Raw genomic sequence first — 16,433 nt, 5'->3', positions numbered from 1 at the left:
ACTCCATCCGGAGAAGACGGCACCCGAGGCCCGGGCGCCTGCCGAGAGACGGCACGAGACCTGATGCAACACGCGGCACGGGCACCGCGCAGCCGTCCTCACGCTTCTCCTACGGCCCCGCCCCTCGTCCTCACGTTTCCCTCACGACGCGGTGTCGCCGATCCCGTCGGAGAGCGTTCTCCCACTGCAACGGCGCGGATCGACGGCCGAAGGTCACAGTTCCGCATCGCCTGGACATATTGTCCCGTCGCGCTTTACACCCGCCGGTCGAAGGAATATGTTCTCTCCGTGGACAAAGCCCCTCGGGGCTCTCCCGCCCTCCCGGGCGACGACACGACGGCGTGCTCCACCTGTGCATGCCTCGCGCCGTCCTCTCCCTCGGACACTGCTTTCAGAGAGGAATGCACTCCATGAAGTTCTCCCGCGGCATCACTACGCTGGCCGCCGCCGGCATCATCTCCCTCGGCCTCGCGGCCTGTTCCGCGAGCCCGGCCAATTCGGGCGGCGCCGCTGCAGGCGCCGGCGCGGAAGGCGACTGCACCGTCGGCATCTCGATGCCCACCCGCAGCCTCGAGCGCTGGATCAACGACGGCGAAGGCCTTCAGTCCAAGCTCAAGGGCGAGGGCTGCACCGTCGACCTCCAGTACGCCGACAACAAGACCGACCAGCAGATCTCGCAGATCCAGAACCAGATCGCGGGCGGCTCGAAGATCCTGGTCATCGCGGCAATCGACGGCGAGGCGCTCGCGCCCGTCCTGGCCGAAGCGAAGAAGCAGAACGCGACCGTCATCGCCTACGACCGCCTGATCAACGGCACCGCAGACGTCGACTACTACGCGACCTTCGACAACTACAAGGTCGGCCAGCTCCAGGGCCAGTACATCGAGACCACCCTCGACCTGAAGAACGCCGCGGGCCCCTTCACCCTCGAGCCTTTCGCCGGCAGCCCCGACGACAACAACGCCAAGTTCTTCTTCTCCGGCGCCTGGGATGTCCTGCAGCCCTACATCGAGAGCGGCAAGCTGACCGTCCCCTCCGGCAAGTCGCCCGCATCGGACGACGACTGGGCCTCGATCGGCATTCAGGGCTGGGCCTCCGACAAGGCGCAGTCCGAGATGGACAACCGTCTCTCGTCCTTCTACACCGGCGGCCAGAAAGTCGACGTGGTGCTCTCGCCCAATGACAGCCTCGCGATCGGCATCGAGGCGTCGCTGAAGTCGGCCGGTTACGCCCCCGGCGCCGACTACCCGGTCATCACCGGGCAGGACGCTGACAAGGCCAACGTCAAGGCGATCCTCGCCGACGAGCAGTCCATGACGGTCTGGAAGGACACCCGTACCCTCGGTGACCGCGTCTTCCAGATGGTGCAGTCGATCGTCGCGGGCGAGGAGCCCGAGGTCAACGACACCGAGAGCTACAACAACGGCAGCAAGGTCGTCCCGTCCTACCTGCTCGAGCCGCAGGTCGTCACGAAGGACGACGTGCAGTCGGTCCTCGTCGACTCCGGCTTCCTCAAGGCCGGCGACGTCGGACTCTGATCCCCGGGCGGGGGCGGGGAGGAGCGATCCTCGCCGCCCCCGCCGCTCCCGTCCCCACACCACTCTCTGCACAACGAAGTGAGGCCCTGTTGGCCAGTCCCATCCTCATCATGCGCGACATCGTCAAGGAGTTCGGCGGCGGCGTCCGCGCCCTCGACGGCGTCTCGCTCTCGGTTCAGCCCGGCGAAGTCCATGCCATCTGTGGCGAGAACGGCGCCGGTAAGTCGACGCTGATGAAAGTCCTCTCCGGCGTCTACCCGCACGGCAGCTTCGAGGGCACCATCGATTTCGAGGGCAAGGAGGCGCAGTACCGGTCGATCAACGACAGCGAGGCCGACGGCATCGTGATCATCCACCAGGAACTCGCCCTCAGCCCCTACCTCTCCATCGCCGAGAACATCTTCCTCGGCAATGAGAAGTCGACCCGCGGCGTCATCAATTGGAACGCGACGAACGCGGAGGCAGCGAAGCTGCTCGCTCGCGTCGGCCTCGACGAGAGCCCGGCGACCAAGATCCTCGAGCTCGGCGTCGGCAAGCAACAGCTCGTTGAGATCGCCAAGGCCCTCGCCAAGGAGGTGAAGCTCCTCATCCTCGACGAGCCCACCGCCGCCCTCAACGACGAGGACAGCGACCACCTGCTCGGCCTGATCGACCAACTCCGCATGCAGGGCATCACCTGCATCATCATCAGTCACAAGCTCAAAGAGATCCGCGCGATTGCGGACACCGTCACGATCATCCGCGACGGCCGCACCATCGAGAGTTTTTCGATGGCCGGCGAGCAGGCGTCCGAAAGCCGGATCATTCGGGCAATGGTCGGCCGTGACCTCAACAGCATGTTCCCGCCGCGCGATCCGCAGATCGGCGAAGAGAAGCTGCGCGTCGAGAACTGGACCGTCCATCACCCGGTCGACATCAACCGAGTCGTCGTGGACGATGCCTCCTTCACCGTGCGCGCCGGCGAGATCGTCGGCTTCGCGGGTCTGATGGGCGCCGGCCGCACTGAGCTCGCGATGAGCATCTTCGGTAAGAGCTACGGCACAGGCATCTCCGGCCGCGTCTATAAGGACGGCAAGGAGATCCAGACTCGCACCGTCGACGAGGCGATCCGCAACGGCCTCGCCTACGCGACCGAGGACCGCAAGCGCTACGGCCTCAACCTCATCGGCGACATCACCGTCAACGTCTCGGCCGCCGCGCTCTCGCGCCTGGCCCGGCTCGGAGTGATCGACAAGCACCGCGAGTACAAAGTCGCCGACTCGTACCGCTCCAAGATGAACATCAAGGCGCCGACCGTCTCGGCCGTCACGGGAAAGCTCTCCGGCGGCAACCAGCAGAAGGTCGTCCTCTCCAAGTGGATCTTCTCGGGTCCCGACGTGCTCATCCTCGACGAACCCACCCGCGGCATCGACGTCGGAGCGAAGTACGAGATCTACGGGATCATCAACGAGCTCGCCGCGCAGGGCAAGGCGGTCGTCGTCATCTCGTCCGAGCTGCCCGAACTGATCGGCCTCGCCGACCGCATCTACACCATCTCCGAGGGCCGGATCACGGGCGAGATCAACCGCGCCGACGCCACCCAGGAGCACCTCATGCACTACATGACAGCCGGAAAGGAACAGGCCCGATGAGCGCCACGACCACGACAGCGCCGGCGAACACGCCCGCCAACACGCCCTCCACGCCGCCTAAGCGCGCGCGCAGGCTCAACATCAACCTCCGGCAGTACGGCATCCTCGCCGCGCTGGCCATCATCATCCTGCTCTTCCAAGTGCTGACGAACGGGCGACTCCTGCTGCCCGGCAACGTCAACAACCTGATCCAGCAGAACGCCTATGTGCTGATCCTCGCGATCGGCATGGTGATGGTCATCATCGCCGGCCACATCGACCTCTCGGTCGGCTCGGTCGTGGCGATGGTCGGCGCCATCTCGGCGATCGCGATGAACAACTGGGGCCTGCCCTGGTGGGCGGCCGTCGTCGTCGCCCTCGTCACCGGCGCCATCGTCGGAGCGTGGCAGGGCTTCTGGGTCGCCTTTGTCGGCATACCGGCGTTCATCGTGACCCTCGCGGGCATGCTGATCTTCCGCGGCTTCACTCTGGTCCTGCTCACCGGCGGAACCATCAACGGCCTCCCCACCGAGTTCACCGCGATCGGCGCCGGCTGGCTGCCGGGCGTCCTCGGCGGCATCGCCGGCCGCGACGCGCTCACCCTGGTCCTCGGCCTGATCGTCTGCGTCGTCCTCGTGGCGCAGCAGCTGCGGAGCCGCGCGACCCTCCGCCGCCTCGAGCTGCCCCGCGAACCCCTCGGCTCGCTCATCGCGAAGTCGGCCATCGCCGTCGTCGCGATCATGGCCCTCGCCTGGCTGCTCGCCGGCTACAGCGGCACCCCGATCATCCTGATCGTGCTCGCCGTGCTGATCCTCACCTACAGCTTCGTGCTCGGCCGGACGGTTTTCGGCCGCCACATCTACGCGATGGGCGGCAACCTGTTCGCGGCGATGATGTCGGGCGTCAAGACGAAGTGGGTCAACTTCTTCATCTTCGTCAACATGGGTGCACTGGCCGGAGTCGCGGGCATCGTCAGCACCGCCCGCGCCGGCGGTGCGGTCGCTTCGGCCGGTCAGAACTACGAGCTGGACGCGATCGCCGCGGTCTTCATCGGCGGCGCGGCCGTCCAGGGAGGCGTGGGCACCGTCGTCGGAGCCGTCATCGGCGGTCTCGTGATGGGCGTCCTGAACATGGGCCTGTCGATCCTTTCGGTCGACGCCGCCTGGCAGATGGCGATCAAGGGCTTCGTGCTCCTGCTCGCGGTGGCGTTCGATATCTTCAACAAGCGCCGCTCGGGCTCCCGCTAGTCCGATCGCGGCCTCCGGCTACCGGCGCTTCTTTCTCCAGTTCTCGGGCGCGGCACTTCCTTCGGAGGTGCTGCGCCCGAGTTCATCCGTGACCCACTCGGGCCGAGCACAGGCAGGCGATCATGGCAGGAGCAGTCGGAGCCTCCAGCAACGCGCTGTTGCGCCGCACGAACCTCGCGAGCCTCGCGACCCTCGTGCACCGCTCCGGGCCGACGAGCCGCGCCGAGCTCGGCCGCCTTACCGGCCTCAACCGCTCCGCCGTCGCCAACCTCATCGGCGAGCTGAGCGAGCTGGGCTGGGTCGCGGAGGAGACGACGGCGCCCGATGGCCGCATCGGCCGCCCCAGCGCCACCGTCGTCCCAGGCGACCGCTTCGCCGCCGTGGGCGTGCACCTCGACACCGACGCGATCATCGTCGGCCTGGTGGGCCTGCACGGCGAGCTGCTGCGCCGCGTCCGCTTCGACACGCCGAAACCCGCGAGCCCGGCCACCGTCGTCCGCGTCGTCACCGGCATCGTCGAGGGCTTCCGCTCCGAACGGGAATCAGTGCGCACGCTTGTCGGCACGGGCGTCGCCGTTCCCGGCCTCGTGCAGGCCGACTCCGGCTTCATCCACCGCGCCCCCCACCTCGGGTGGCGCGACGTCGACCTCGCCTCCCAGCTGCACCGCGCCCTCGACCTCCCGGTCTCCGTCGGTAACGACGCGACCCTCGGCGCCATCGGCGAGTCGCTCTTCGGAGCGGCGCACGGCGTCGCCGACGTCGTCTACGTCACCGGCGGCGCCGGCGGGATCGGCGGAGGAGTCATCATCGGCGGAGTCCCGCTCCAGGGCTCCTCCGGATTCGCGGCCGAGCTCGGCCACACCGTCGTCGTCACGAACGGCCGCCTCTGCAGCTGCGGCCGCCGCGGCTGCCTCGAGGCCGAAGTGCGGATGCGCTCCCTCCTCGACGTCCTCGGCGCCCGCGTCCTCGACCAGGACGAACTCGACATCGCTCTCGGCACCTCCCGCGACCCCTTAGTGCTCGCCGAGGTCGCCCGCCAGGTCGACCTGCTCTCGGAAGGCTTGTCCACCTACATCAACCTCTTCAACCCCACCGCCGTCGTCCTCGGCGGCTTCCTCGGCTCGCTGCTCACCGTCGACCGCGAGCGCCTCACCGCCCGCATCTCCGCCCGCGCCCTGAGCGACCTGGCCCGCGGCGTGCGGATCGAGCGCGCGGCCCTGCGCTCGAGGCTGGAACTCGTCGGCGCCGCGGAGTTACCCTGGCGGCGGGTGCTGGCGGACCCCGCCGCGGTCACCGGGGGCGCGCAGCCGCCGGGTGGGAGCAGCAGCCGCGCGGACGCCCTGGGCGCCCGCGCCTGACCCTGCGAAAGTATCCACGCCGAGGAGGACGAGCATGGCCGACTGGAACGACACCATCATCGAGGAGTTCCGCACCAACGGCGGGACCGTGACCACCGGCGGCTTCGGAAGGAGTCTCGTCCTGGTGCACCACCGCGGCGCCCGCTCCGGCGAGGAGCGCGTCACTCCGCTGGTGGCGCTGCACCCCTCCGACGACGTCTGGCTGCTCGCCGCGTCCGCCGCCGGCGCCCCGAAGCACCCCGCCTGGTTCCACAACCTCGTCGCCCACCCCGACCTCGCGATCGAGACCCCCGACGACGGCACCGTCGCCGTCCGCGCCCGCGTCCTTGAGGGCTCCGAACGCGACGCGGGCTGGGCCCGGTTCACCACCGCCTCCGAGGGATTCAGGGAGTACGAGAAGCGCACCACCCGCACAATCCCCGTCGTCGAGCTCACCCGACGCTGACCGCTGACTCCGGGTCGGTCGATGGAGATCGCTCCCCCGCCGACCTCGTCTCCTGGACGAGGAGCCCGAACGTCGACCCGACGCTCAGATACTGCCCTCAAGCAGGGGAGAGGTCAGCTCGCTCGACCTCTCACGGAGCAATCCCTCCGCCTGCGCGGCCGCTACCCCGAACGAGGCTGGAACACGGGCCCGAGGGGCGGACATCATCGGGTTCATCTTCCGCCACCGGTTCACGACACGCATCCCCGCACCTCCCGTCGCACGCCTGCTCACGATCTGTAGCGCGCACGAACTGTTCCCCGTCCTCACTCCGCTGGTGGCAGGGTGCATGAAGCACAGTCGGTGCGATCTCGCGGGCCAGGCGGAGCATCTCCCGACCGATCCCGTCCTTCTGCCATTCAGGGACGACGACGGGCCGTAGGTCGCGCCCAGTTGCGGGTGCGGGCGCGAGAGCACGGAGGAAGAGCGCGGGGAGGGCAAGGTCGTGCTCGATGGCTCGATTCGAGTGCGGCGATTCCCCGTACTCGGTCTGGAGAAGCCGGAACAGGAGTCGAGGAGTCTCGGGGCGCACCTCGACGGGCTCTTGGGTTCGCCACCCGCGGGATGCGATCTGCCGAAACAGTGTGGAGGTGCGGTCCTTCGAGAGCACGCCGACTGCTTCGCCGCGTGTGACGAGCGCGGCGATGGAGATGCCCCAACTCGCCTTCACCCGCGCGAGGGTGCCGAGCGTCGTGTCCGGTTCGATGAACTCGCGGGCGTGCGCGTCGGGCAGGAGGAACGCCCCCGCGAACTGGTTCGCCTCCCACTCGGGATCGTCAGAGCGTCGGTAGGAGTGCAGGACGAGGTGGCCGAGTTCATGGGCGATGGTGAACCGATCGCGGTCGCCGCTTTTGCTGATGTAGCCGATGAGGGTCGCGTTGCCGCGCCCGCTGGTGTGCGCAAGCCCGTCGTGGCCAGGAAGTGCTTCGTCGGTGAAACCGATGGGTGCGACAGCGATGCCGGAGCGTTCGAGTGCCCGCGTGACGTTCGTGATCGGCTCATCCAGCGACAGTGCGAGAGCACGGCGGGTTTCGTCCGCGATCTCCCCGATCCGTTCCGCGCTGAGCACCGGGGCATCGTCCTGGACGACGGGGATGAGGGGGCGCGGGTAACCGGACCCATCGAGCAGTTGCTCGGTGACACGGAATCCCTCCTCAAAGAACCGGAACGTGCGCGTGGTGTCCCTCACGCGGGCGGTCGCGTTCTTGCGGAAGTGCACCTCGTCTCGGGGTACGCCTGCGGAGGGGACGGCGAAGAACTCGACCGGGAGTCCCAGCCCGCTCGCGAATGCGTCAGCGAGAACGGGTGTGAAGTCGCGGCGGTGCTTTTCCACCATGGAGACCATCGCCTGTGTGACGCCCGCTGTGGCGGCGAGGTCGGCTTGGGTGACGCTCAGAAGTTCACGTGCCGCGGTGATTCGCTCAGGCCGAAGCATCGCGCTCGTCCTCCTCTTCTGCGGCCTCCGTCCGCGTCGGCATATCCAGGTCCTCTTCCTCATCTCGCGTGTCGAACGAAGACGCAAACACGTCTTCGTCATCGAGCGGCACGGAAAGGTCAACGCGGGCCTTTTTGCCGTACTTCCACGTGCCAATCGGGTGCACGGCCCGCATCGAGACGGTACCTGCCGCGAAGTCCGCGGCCCAGATCAGGAGAAGCCGTTCGGGTTCCTCGAACAGCCGTGCGTTGTCCATCATCGGAGCGTTCGTGTACCACGCGCGCCGCGCAAGATTCGTCCCGGGCGAGGGCACGACCGTGGGCGAGTGCAGGAACCGGAGTACGAGATCGTCGCTGTACAGATGCAGAGCGGCGTTCTTCGCCTGGTTCTCGTCAACCTGCCAGGCGCCCAACTCGCGTGCCGTCAGAAGCGAGCGAGCCTTCGCGCGCGCGACGTGGACGCGCGTCGTCCGATACTCCGGCTCGATCTCGGCCGCGTCCGTCACCGCGTGCTCCGCCACCGTCACAGCCTTCGCCATCACGGCGTTCAGGACGGGGACTAACGGTGACATCCGCTCTCACACCAGGTCACGCAACTCTGTGCTCACGTCAGTTATATTATCACCGAGAATCGCACATGACAGGTGTTGTGCGGCGAGTCGCGGGTCGGATCGGACCTTGCCGGTAAAACCAGGCATGCTCCGACCCGATGAGTCCTGGAACGTCGCCAACGGGGAGGATTACATTTCTCTCCCGGGCGGAGCACTGTGTACCCGGCCTGGGCGAAGAACCTAGCCGCGGTGGGATCGCATGACTCACGTGCCATCGAAGTCCACCCATCATCACCGGTTAGAAGCGCAGAAACGGGCGAGATGCCTCACGAAGAGTAGTTCGTGGCTACCGATGTGCGGCAGGAACGCCGAAGGGCCGTGATCTGAACGATTCCCGTTCCGGTCACGGCCCTTCGAGGTCTCCGTACAAACGACTTCACGTCATCTCTACAAACGAACACTGGTGCGCGAGGGGGGAGTTGAACCCCCACGCCCTTTCGGGCACACGGACCTGAACCGTGCGCGTCTGCCTATTCCGCCACTCGCGCTCACCAGCGGCACCGAAGCGCCGACGAGAAATCGTACCACCCCCCGGCCCCCGAGCCGAACAACCCCACCCCGCCACCTTCGGCTCGCAGAACCCGCTTCGGCTCGCAGAACTCCCCGATTCCCACGAGCCGAGGCCGACTCCACGAGCCCGACCGCACGAGCCCGGCACCACCCCCCGCGCGCCGCCCTCCGCCCGCGAAACCACCCCGGAGGATCGCACATCCAGACCATCCCAGTAACATGCCCGTAGCCGTGCGCGGCGCACACCAAGAAAAGGAAGCAGCGACGGGCGCAGACATCTCGATCCGTGCGCGACCGCCGAGAAGGTGTAGAACCGGAAGATCGGAAGACTGTGGGCATACTGGACAACTTCGAGAAGGGACTCGAGCGCGTCGTCAACGGCGCGTTCGCGCGGACCTTCAAGTCGGGTCTGCAGCCGGTCGAGCTCGCTTCCGCCCTCCGCCGAGAGCTCGACACCACCGCCGCCGTCGTCAGCCGGGATCGCATCCTCGTGCCGAACAGCCTTGTGCTGAGGATGTCCGCGACCGACCTCGACCGGATGCAGCGCATCGGCGCCACGTTGATCGACGAGCTCACCACCGTCGCCACCGAGCACGCCACCAAGCAGGGCTACCGCTTCCCCGGCCCGATCGACATCTCGCTCGCCGTCGATGCGGCGCTCAGCGACGGCATGGTCGAGGTCGGCTCCCGCAGCGTCAAGGGCACCGTCGCCTACACGCCCGTCCTCGACATCGACGGCCGCCGCCACCCGATCACGAAGGCGCGCACCGTCATCGGGCGCGGGAGCGACGCCGATATCACCGTGGACGACTCCGGCACCTCGCGCAAGCACGTCGAGATCCTCTGGGACGGCTCGCGCGCCCAGGTGCACGACCTCGGCTCCACGAACGGCTCGAGGCTCGACGGTCGGCCCGTGACGCAGGCTCCGCTCGCCCCCGAGCAGACCATCACGATCGGACGCACCTCGATCGTCTACCGCGTCGTGCAGGGCTCCGCTCCCGCGCGCGCCGACCGCCCGTCGTCCGGCCGAGCAGCCGGACGCAGCTCCGAAGGGTTCTGGGACGACCGGCTATGAGCGAGCTCACTCTGTTTCTCCTGCGCATCGCGTTCCTCGCGCTGCTGTGGTTCTTCGTGTTCGGCATCGTCTATGCGCTGCGCTCCGATCTCTTCGGTCAGCGCGTCCGTAAGCTGCCGTCCGGAGCTCAGGCCGCACCCGAGGCTCCGTTCGTCACGGCGGCCCAGCCTGTCGTCGCCGCGGCCGCCCAGCCCGCCGCCGCCCCGCCCGCCGCTCCGACCGCCCGGCGGACCCATGAGTCGGCCGCCGAGCGCTCGGGCGCCGATCAGGGCGGGGCAGCGACGGTCCACACGGCGCAGCGCCTCGTCATCACCTCCGGCCCCAAGCGCGGCACCGAGCTCGAACTGACCGGGGACCCGCTGACCATCGGCCGCTCCGCCGAGTCGACGCTGGTTATCCGCGACGACTACACCTCGACCCACCACGCGCGCCTGCTCCTGTGGAACGACGAGTGGATGATCCAGGACCTCGACTCGACCAACGGCACCTTCCTCGACGGCCGCCGCGTCGGCGCCCCCACCAAGGTGCCGCTGAACACGCCCGTGAAGGTCGGCACCACCACCTTCGAATTGCGGCGGTCGTAGCGCGTGGCCCTCACTCCGGAGAGCGGCTCCGGCCACAGCGCGGTGCGCGAGAGCGCCGCCGTCTCGCATGTCGGCCGGATCCGCTCCAACAACCAGGACTCCGGCTATGCGGGTCGGCAGCTCTTCGTCGTCGCCGACGGGATGGGCGGACACGCCGGCGGAGACGTCGCCTCCTCCATCGCCATCAAGCGCATCGTGGAGGCGGACCGCGCCTACGCCTCCACGTACGAGGCCGAGGACGAGCTCAAGCGCACGCTACTGGCCGCGAACACCTTGCTGGCCGACGCCGTGGTCGATCACCCCGAGCTCACCGGCATGGGCACCACCGTCAGTGCGATCGCCCGGGTCGGCGACTCGGTGGCGATCGCGCACATCGGCGACTCCCGCATCTACGTCCTCCGCGACGGCCGGCTCGAGCAGGTCACGACCGACCACACCTTCGTGCAGCGCCTGGTCGACTCCGGCCGCATCACGGAGGAGGAGGCGATGACGCATCCGCGCCGCTCCGTCCTGATGCGGGTGCTCGGCGACGTACACACCAACCCCGAGATCGACACGCTGACGCTCGAGACCGAGCCGCACGACCGCTGGCTGATCTGCTCGGACGGCCTCTCCGGCGTCGTCCCGCACGACGAGATCCTCAAGGAGCTCAGCCGCGACGAGAGCGCTCAGCAGGTGGCCGACCGCCTGATCCGCGACAGCCTCTCGCACGGCGCCCCCGACAACGTCACCGTCGTCATCCTCGACATCCCCGGGGCGGGCGACACCGCGCAGATCCTCGCGCCCGCGGAGGACCCGGTGATCGTCGGCTCCGCCGCCTCGTCCACTCCGCTCACCACGGATGACTCGCAGAACCGCGTCCGCATCCCCGGCCTCCGCCTGCATACCCGCGCACCGGCCGCTCAGGGCCCCACGCACTTCGAGCCCGCGTCCGAGGACTACCTCGACGAGCTGATCGAGGAGGACCGCCGCCGGCATCTGCGCCGCCGCATCACCTGGCTCGTCGGCCTCTCCCTCGTGCTCATCATCGGCTTCCTCGGGATCCTCTTCGCCTACGACTGGACGCAGTCGCGCTTCTACGTCGGTACCGACGGGACCACGGTGATCATCTACCAGGGCATCCAGCAGTCGGTTGGCCCGCTCTCGCTCTCGGAGGTGAAGGAGGACACGGGCATCCCGCTCGACTCCCTCCGCGCCTACGACGTCGAGCAAGTGGAGCAGACGATCAGCGCCGACTCCTACGCCGGCGCGGTCGACATCGTCGAACGCCTCACGGACGCGAACGGAGCACCATGACGGACGCCGCCACGGCCACCTCCCGCCCCGCCTCCGAGCGGCAGGGCTTCTTCCGGCAGAAGCTGCGCAACCTCGAGCTGCTTCTGCTGGTTGTCGCCTGCGTCATCGACGCGGGCGCGATCATCCTCGTGCAGCTCGGCGCGCTCGGCGCGGTCGACACCACCCTCGTCTCGCTCGGCGCCGGCCTCTCGGCCCTCGTGCTCGCCGTCCACGTGGCGTTGCGCTTCGCCGCCCCGGCCGCGGATCCGTTCCTGCTGCCCATCGCGACGGTCCTGAACGGCCTGGGCGTGGCCGAGATCTACCGCATCGACATCGCCGACGGAGTCACCGGCTGGGACTCCGTGGCCGTGCGGCAGCTCTTCTGGAGCGGACTCGCGGTGGTCGCCGCCATCGTGGTCCTGCTGGTGATCCGCAACCACCGCGTGCTGTTCCGGTACACCTACGTCGCCGGATTCGCGGCGATCGTGCTGCTGCTTCTGCCGCTCCTCCCCTTCATCGGCCGCGAGGTCAGCGGGGCGCGGGTCTGGATCGGCATCGGCGACGTCGCGAGCTTCCAGCCCGGCGAAATCGCCAAGATCGCCCTGGGCGTCTTTTTCGCCGGCTATCTCGTGCGCAACCGCGACTCCCTCTCGATGGTGGGCCGCACCGTCCTCGGAATGCGCTTCCCCCGCCTGCGCGATCTCGGCCCGATCCTGGTGGTCTGGGCCGTCACGATGGGGGTCATCGTCTTCCAGCGCGACCTGGGCACGGCGCTGCTCTACTTCGGCCTGTTCCTGGTGATGCTGTACGTCGCGACCGGCCGTACCGGCTGGGTCCTCATCGGCGTCGGACTGTTCCTCGGCGGTGCACTCCTGGCGAGCCAGACGCTCAGCTACGTCGGTAACCGCTTCGCGAACTGGCTCGAGCCCTTGAGCGCCGAGCGCTACGGGGCGGATCCGGGCGGCAGCTACCAGCTCGTGCAGGGCCTCTTCGGCCTCGCGCACGGCGGCCTGCTCGGGACGGGCCTCGGTCAGGGGATGCCGGATCTCACGCCGGTCCCGCAGTCCGACTACATCATCGCGAGCCTCGGCGAGGAGCTGGGCCTCGCCGGGCTCTTCGCGATCTTCGGCCTCTACCTTCTGCTGGTCTCGCGCGGGTTCCGGATCGGCTTCGCCGGCCAGGACGACTTCGGGCGCTTGCTGGGAGTCGGCCTCTCGTTCGTGATCGCTCTCCAGTGCTTCATCGTCATCGGAGGCGTCACCCGCGTGATCCCGTTAACCGGCCTGACCACACCGTTCCTGGCCGCCGGCGGCTCCTCCCTCGTGGCGAACTGGATGATCGTGGCGGTGCTGTTGCGCCTGTCCGACACAGTCCGCAGTCAGCCTCGTCTGGTGGTGTGATCCGTCGATGAACCGAGAACTCAAACGGGTGAGCCTCGTCGTGCTGACGATGTTCGTGGCCCTCTTCGTCTCCACGACCTCCATCCAAATGATCCAGGCCGATTCCCTCGACGAGGACGGCCGTAACACGCGAACCCTTTACGAGAGCTTCTCGACCGAGCGCGGCGCGATCCTCGCCGCCGGTCAGCCGATCGCCTCCTCGACGCCCTCGAACGACCTCTACAAGTTCCAACGGCAGTACGCGAACGGTCCGCTCTACTCCGCCGTGTCCGGCTACTTCACCCTGAACCAGGGCACGACCGGCATCGAGCGCTCGCTCAACGACTACCTCTCCGGCACCTCGAACTCGCAGTTCTTCGACGAGATCAACAACCTCGTGACGGGTCAGGATCCGAAGGGTGCCTCGGTCGAACTCTCGATCGACCCGGTCGCGCAGCAGGCCGCCTTCGACGCCCTCGGCGACGACACCGGAGCAGTCGTCGTGACAGAACCAGCGACCGGCCGCATCCTCGCGATGGTCTCCAAGCCCGCCTTCGACCCCGCCGCCCTCGCCTCCCACGACACCGATGACGTGCTCGCCGCCTACCGGGCGCTCGACGACGACTCCTCGCAGCCGCTCGTGAACCGCGCGATCGGCGGCTCGCTCAACCCGCCCGGGTCCGTCTTCAAGCTCGTCGTCGCTTCGGCCGCCCTCGAGTCCGGCCGCTTCACCGCCGACTCGAGCTTCCCCAACGTCGAGGCCTACACGCTGCCCGGCTCCTCCTCGCGGGTGATCAACTCCGGAGGCGGTCTCTGCGGCTCCGGAGACACGGTCACGCTGGCCACCGCCGTCTCGCTCTCGTGCAATGTCCCGATGGCCGAGATGGGCGTGCAGCTGGGCGCGGACGCGATCCGCTCGCAGGCCGAGAAGTTCGGCTTCGACACGAAGCTGGAGATCCCCATGTCCGTCGAGGCCAGCGTGTACCCCGCGAAGACGGATGACGCGCAGACCGCCCTCACCGCCTTCGGTCAGTTCGAGGTCAAGGCGACGCCGCTGCAGATCGCGATGGTCTCGGCGGCGATCGCGAACGGCGGCGAGGTGATGCAGCCGAACCTGGTCGATTCGATCCGCTCGCAGGACCTCAGCGTTCTGCAGAAGTTCCAGGAGAAGTCGCTCGGCCGGGCGGTGAGCACGCAGACCGCGGACGCCATCAAGGCGATGATGGTCGCCAGCGTCCAGGGCGGCGCGGCGACGAATGCAACAATAGGGGGCGTCACTGTGGCCGGTAAGACCGGTACCGCCGAGAACGGCGCAGACGACCCGTACACCCTCTGGTTCACCGGCTTCGCGCCTGCGAACGACCCGCAGTACGCCATCACCGTGCTCGTGGAGAACGGTGGCGGGCTCGGCCAGACCGGGTACGGCAACCTGATCGCCGCACCCATCGGACAACAGGTACTAGAGGCGGTGCTGAACAAATGAGACCCACGACAGGCCTCACCTTCGGGGGACGTTACGAATTGCAGTCCCGGATCGCCATCGGCGGCATGGGAGAGGTATGGCAGGCGACCGATCTGGTCATCGGCCGCACCATCGCGATCAAGATCCTGAAGGACGAGTACCTCGGCGACCCCGGCTTCCTCGAGCGCTTCCGCGCCGAGGCCCGCCACGCGGCGCTGGTCAACCACGAGGGCATCGCCAACGTGTACGACTACGGCGAGGAGGACGGCTCGGCCTACCTGGTCATGGAGCTCGTCCCCGGCGAGGCGCTCTCGACCGTCCTCGAGCGCGAGCGGGTCCTCTCGACCGACAAGGTCCTCGACATCGTCGCGCAGACCGCGCTTGCCCTGCACGCCGCGCACGCCGCGGGTCTCGTGCACCGCGACGTGAAGCCCGGCAACCTGCTGATCACTCCTGACGGACGCGTCAAGATCACCGACTTCGGCATTGCCCGCATCGCGGACCAGGTCCCGCTGACGGCGACCGGCCAGGTCATGGGCACGGTCCAGTACCTGTCCCCGGAGCAGGCGAGCGGGCAGCCCGCCTCCCCCGCGACCGACATCTACTCGCTGGGCATCGTGGCGTACGAGTGCCTGGCCGGGCGCCGGCCGTTCACCGGCGAGTCGCAGGTCGCGATTGCAATGGCGCAGATCAACGACACCCCGCCCGAGCTGCCGGTCACGGTCGCCGAGCCGGTTCGGAACCTCGTCTACTCCTGCATCGCCAAGAAGCCCGCCGACCGCCCGGCGACCGCCGCCCACCTCGCGCGGGCGGCTCAGGCGCTGCGCTCGGGCGACGTGCGCGGAGCGGCCCTCGCCGTCCCCGCTGTCCTGAGCGATCTCCCGGCCACGCAGGCCACCACGGTCCTCCCCTCGAACCAGGGGGCGACGCAGGCGACCACGGTTCTGCCCTCGGGTGCGGCCGCAGCCGCCGCTCCGTTCTTCCCGGTGGAGGAGCCCGCGGTTCCGTTCGAGGAGCCGCGCAAGCGCAGCCCGTGGACCTGGCCGCTGGTCGCGCTCATCGTGATCCTCGCCGTCGTCATCGCCGGCACGATCTTCGCGCTGACCACCGGCGGCGCCGCCGAACCCGCGCCGAGCCCGTCCGCTCCGACCAGCACGGCGCCGTCACCGACACCGTCGGCGACCCCGACTCCCTCGGCGACCCCGACGTCCACCACGGTCGTGATCAACAAGAACGACTACATCGGGCGACCATTCGACGAAGTCGAGACCGCACTCGACGCGCTGGGCATGGGCGTGCGGCGCGCCGACGGGCCGAGCGCCCCCACCGCTGATCAGGTCGGACTCGTCGAGGACGTGAACCCCACCGCGAACGTGGTCAGGGGTACGACCATCGAGGTCTCCGTCTACACCGAGGTTGCGGTTCCCAGCGCCCCCACGGCCGTGCCGTCGGTCACGCCGGCCGCCTCCAGCGTCAAGGCGGGCGCGACGTTCGACGTCTCTTGGAGCAATTACAACCAGTGCCCGAGCGGAACCACGGTGTCGAAGTACACGGCGACCGCGGCGGGCGAGGGCGCGAGCGTGATCTCCACCGACGGGACGAAGGCGACGATCCAGGCCGGACCGACGGCCGGAACGATCTCGATCACCTACACCGTCACCTGCGGAGGGTCGGAGTCGGCGGCATCGCCCACCCTCTCCGTCACCGTCGAGCAGCCCGCTCCCTCCGACACGCCGACACCGGCCGCGACGACGAGCACACCGTCACCAACGAGGTAGCAGAGGGCGCCCCGCCCGGAACACCAGAAGCCCATAGGTACACTTGCCCTGGCTCCTCGGGGCCGCACCACACGGAAGTACAGGGCGG

At 68.4% G+C, this 16,433-nt stretch carries 13 protein-coding genes and 1 tRNA gene; 11 read left to right on the top strand and 3 right to left on the bottom strand.

The genetic code is table 11. The features are described 5' to 3' along the window. Positions 1–410 precede the first annotated feature (410 nt). From chvE to A6122_RS00160, 5 genes are all read left to right on the top strand, one after another. On the top strand, positions 411–1,538 hold the full coding sequence (gene chvE / locus A6122_RS00180) for a multiple monosaccharide ABC transporter substrate-binding protein (protein WP_373408367.1): 1,128 nt from the start codon (positions 411–413) through the stop codon (positions 1,536–1,538). Positions 1,539–1,648: 110 nt separating this feature from the next. Further along, positions 1,649–3,169 carry a multiple monosaccharide ABC transporter ATP-binding protein gene (gene mmsA / locus A6122_RS00175; protein ID WP_068250108.1) on the top strand — a complete coding sequence of 507 codons (1,521 nt, stop codon included), beginning with the start codon at positions 1,649–1,651 and terminating at the stop codon, positions 3,167–3,169. Next, positions 3,166–4,395, top strand: a complete 1,230-nt coding sequence (gene mmsB, locus A6122_RS00170) for a multiple monosaccharide ABC transporter permease (RefSeq protein WP_068250104.1) — start codon at positions 3,166–3,168, stop codon at positions 4,393–4,395. The genes mmsA and mmsB overlap by 4 nt, the downstream gene beginning before the upstream one ends. Before the next feature lie 122 nt (positions 4,396–4,517). Next, positions 4,518–5,753: an ROK family transcriptional regulator gene (locus A6122_RS00165; protein ID WP_068250101.1), complete on the top strand. Its 1,236-nt coding sequence runs from the start codon at positions 4,518–4,520 to the stop codon at positions 5,751–5,753. A 34-nt stretch (positions 5,754–5,787) separates the two neighbouring features. Then, on the top strand, positions 5,788–6,198 hold the full coding sequence (locus A6122_RS00160; protein WP_068250098.1) for a nitroreductase/quinone reductase family protein: 411 nt from the start codon (positions 5,788–5,790) through the stop codon (positions 6,196–6,198). Positions 6,199–6,328: 130 nt separating this feature from the next. Here the strand turns inward: A6122_RS00160 and A6122_RS00155 are convergent, their stop codons facing one another. From A6122_RS00155 to A6122_RS00145, 3 genes are all read right to left on the bottom strand, one after another. Next, the gene (locus A6122_RS00155; protein ID WP_068250096.1) at positions 6,329–7,672 is read right to left on the bottom strand and encodes an XRE family transcriptional regulator; all 1,344 of its coding nucleotides are present in this window, start codon (positions 7,670–7,672) and stop codon (positions 6,329–6,331) included. Further along, positions 7,659–8,192, bottom strand: coding sequence for a hypothetical protein (locus A6122_RS16220; RefSeq protein WP_146077222.1), 534 nt, complete (start codon positions 8,190–8,192; stop codon positions 7,659–7,661). Before A6122_RS16220 ends, A6122_RS00155 begins: the two co-directional genes overlap by 14 nt. A gap of 491 nt (positions 8,193–8,683) precedes the next feature. Beyond that, positions 8,684–8,770 (bottom strand) — tRNA-Leu (locus A6122_RS00145). A 353-nt stretch (positions 8,771–9,123) separates the two neighbouring features. On the opposite strand from A6122_RS00145, the gene A6122_RS00140 reads away from it, so the two are divergent. From A6122_RS00140 to A6122_RS00115, 6 genes are read left to right on the top strand one after another with little or no spacing between them, the layout of a single operon-like run. Next, a complete protein-coding gene (locus A6122_RS00140; protein ID WP_068250091.1) occupies positions 9,124–9,867 on the top strand; it encodes an FhaA domain-containing protein in 744 nt (247 codons plus the stop codon). Continuing rightward, complete coding sequence (locus tag A6122_RS00135; RefSeq protein ID WP_068250089.1) at positions 9,864–10,451, top strand: FHA domain-containing protein FhaB/FipA; 588 nt, start codon at positions 9,864–9,866, stop codon at positions 10,449–10,451. The genes A6122_RS00140 and A6122_RS00135 overlap by 4 nt, the downstream gene beginning before the upstream one ends. A gap of 3 nt (positions 10,452–10,454) precedes the next feature. Beyond that, entirely contained in the window at positions 10,455–11,747 is a 1,293-nt protein-coding gene (locus A6122_RS00130) for a Stp1/IreP family PP2C-type Ser/Thr phosphatase (protein ID WP_237358211.1), read from the top strand. Beyond that, complete coding sequence (locus tag A6122_RS00125) at positions 11,744–13,126, top strand: FtsW/RodA/SpoVE family cell cycle protein (protein WP_068250086.1); 1,383 nt, start codon at positions 11,744–11,746, stop codon at positions 13,124–13,126. The genes A6122_RS00130 and A6122_RS00125 overlap by 4 nt, the downstream gene beginning before the upstream one ends. A 7-nt stretch (positions 13,127–13,133) precedes the next feature. After that, positions 13,134–14,588, top strand: coding sequence for a peptidoglycan D,D-transpeptidase FtsI family protein (locus A6122_RS00120; protein ID WP_068250083.1), 1,455 nt, complete (start codon positions 13,134–13,136; stop codon positions 14,586–14,588). After that, complete coding sequence (locus tag A6122_RS00115; protein WP_068250080.1) at positions 14,585–16,345, top strand: protein kinase domain-containing protein; 1,761 nt, start codon at positions 14,585–14,587, stop codon at positions 16,343–16,345. Before A6122_RS00120 ends, A6122_RS00115 begins: the two co-directional genes overlap by 4 nt. The last annotated feature ends 88 nt before the right edge of the window (positions 16,346–16,433 follow it).

Origin of the sequence: Rathayibacter tritici, from assembly GCF_001641005.1 — a bacterium.
GTDB lineage: Bacteria > Actinomycetota > Actinomycetes > Actinomycetales > Microbacteriaceae > Rathayibacter > Rathayibacter tritici.
Note: the sequence above shows the minus strand (reverse complement) of the source record. Positions and strands in the feature narration are given on the sequence as shown.

What these genes read in the sequence shown, in the direction of transcription:
- chvE (WP_373408367.1), top strand. Translation starts at nt 411, where the DNA reads ATGAAGTTCTCCCGCGGCATCACTACGCTGGCCGCCGCCGGCATCATC.
- mmsA (WP_068250108.1), top strand. Translation starts at nt 1,649, where the DNA reads ATGCGCGACATCGTCAAGGAGTTCGGCGGCGGCGTCCGCGCCCTCGAC.
- mmsB (WP_068250104.1), top strand. Translation starts at nt 3,166, where the DNA reads ATGAGCGCCACGACCACGACAGCGCCGGCGAACACGCCCGCCAACACG.
- A6122_RS00165 (WP_068250101.1), top strand. Translation starts at nt 4,518, where the DNA reads ATGGCAGGAGCAGTCGGAGCCTCCAGCAACGCGCTGTTGCGCCGCACG.
- A6122_RS00160 (WP_068250098.1), top strand. Translation starts at nt 5,788, where the DNA reads ATGGCCGACTGGAACGACACCATCATCGAGGAGTTCCGCACCAACGGC.
- A6122_RS00155 (WP_068250096.1), bottom strand. Translation starts at nt 7,672, where the DNA reads ATGCTTCGGCCTGAGCGAATCACCGCGGCACGTGAACTTCTGAGCGTC.
- A6122_RS00135 (WP_068250089.1), top strand. Translation starts at nt 9,864, where the DNA reads ATGAGCGAGCTCACTCTGTTTCTCCTGCGCATCGCGTTCCTCGCGCTG.
- A6122_RS00125 (WP_068250086.1), top strand. Translation starts at nt 11,744, where the DNA reads ATGACGGACGCCGCCACGGCCACCTCCCGCCCCGCCTCCGAGCGGCAG.
- A6122_RS00120 (WP_068250083.1), top strand. Translation starts at nt 13,134, where the DNA reads ATGAACCGAGAACTCAAACGGGTGAGCCTCGTCGTGCTGACGATGTTC.
- A6122_RS00115 (WP_068250080.1), top strand. Translation starts at nt 14,585, where the DNA reads ATGAGACCCACGACAGGCCTCACCTTCGGGGGACGTTACGAATTGCAG.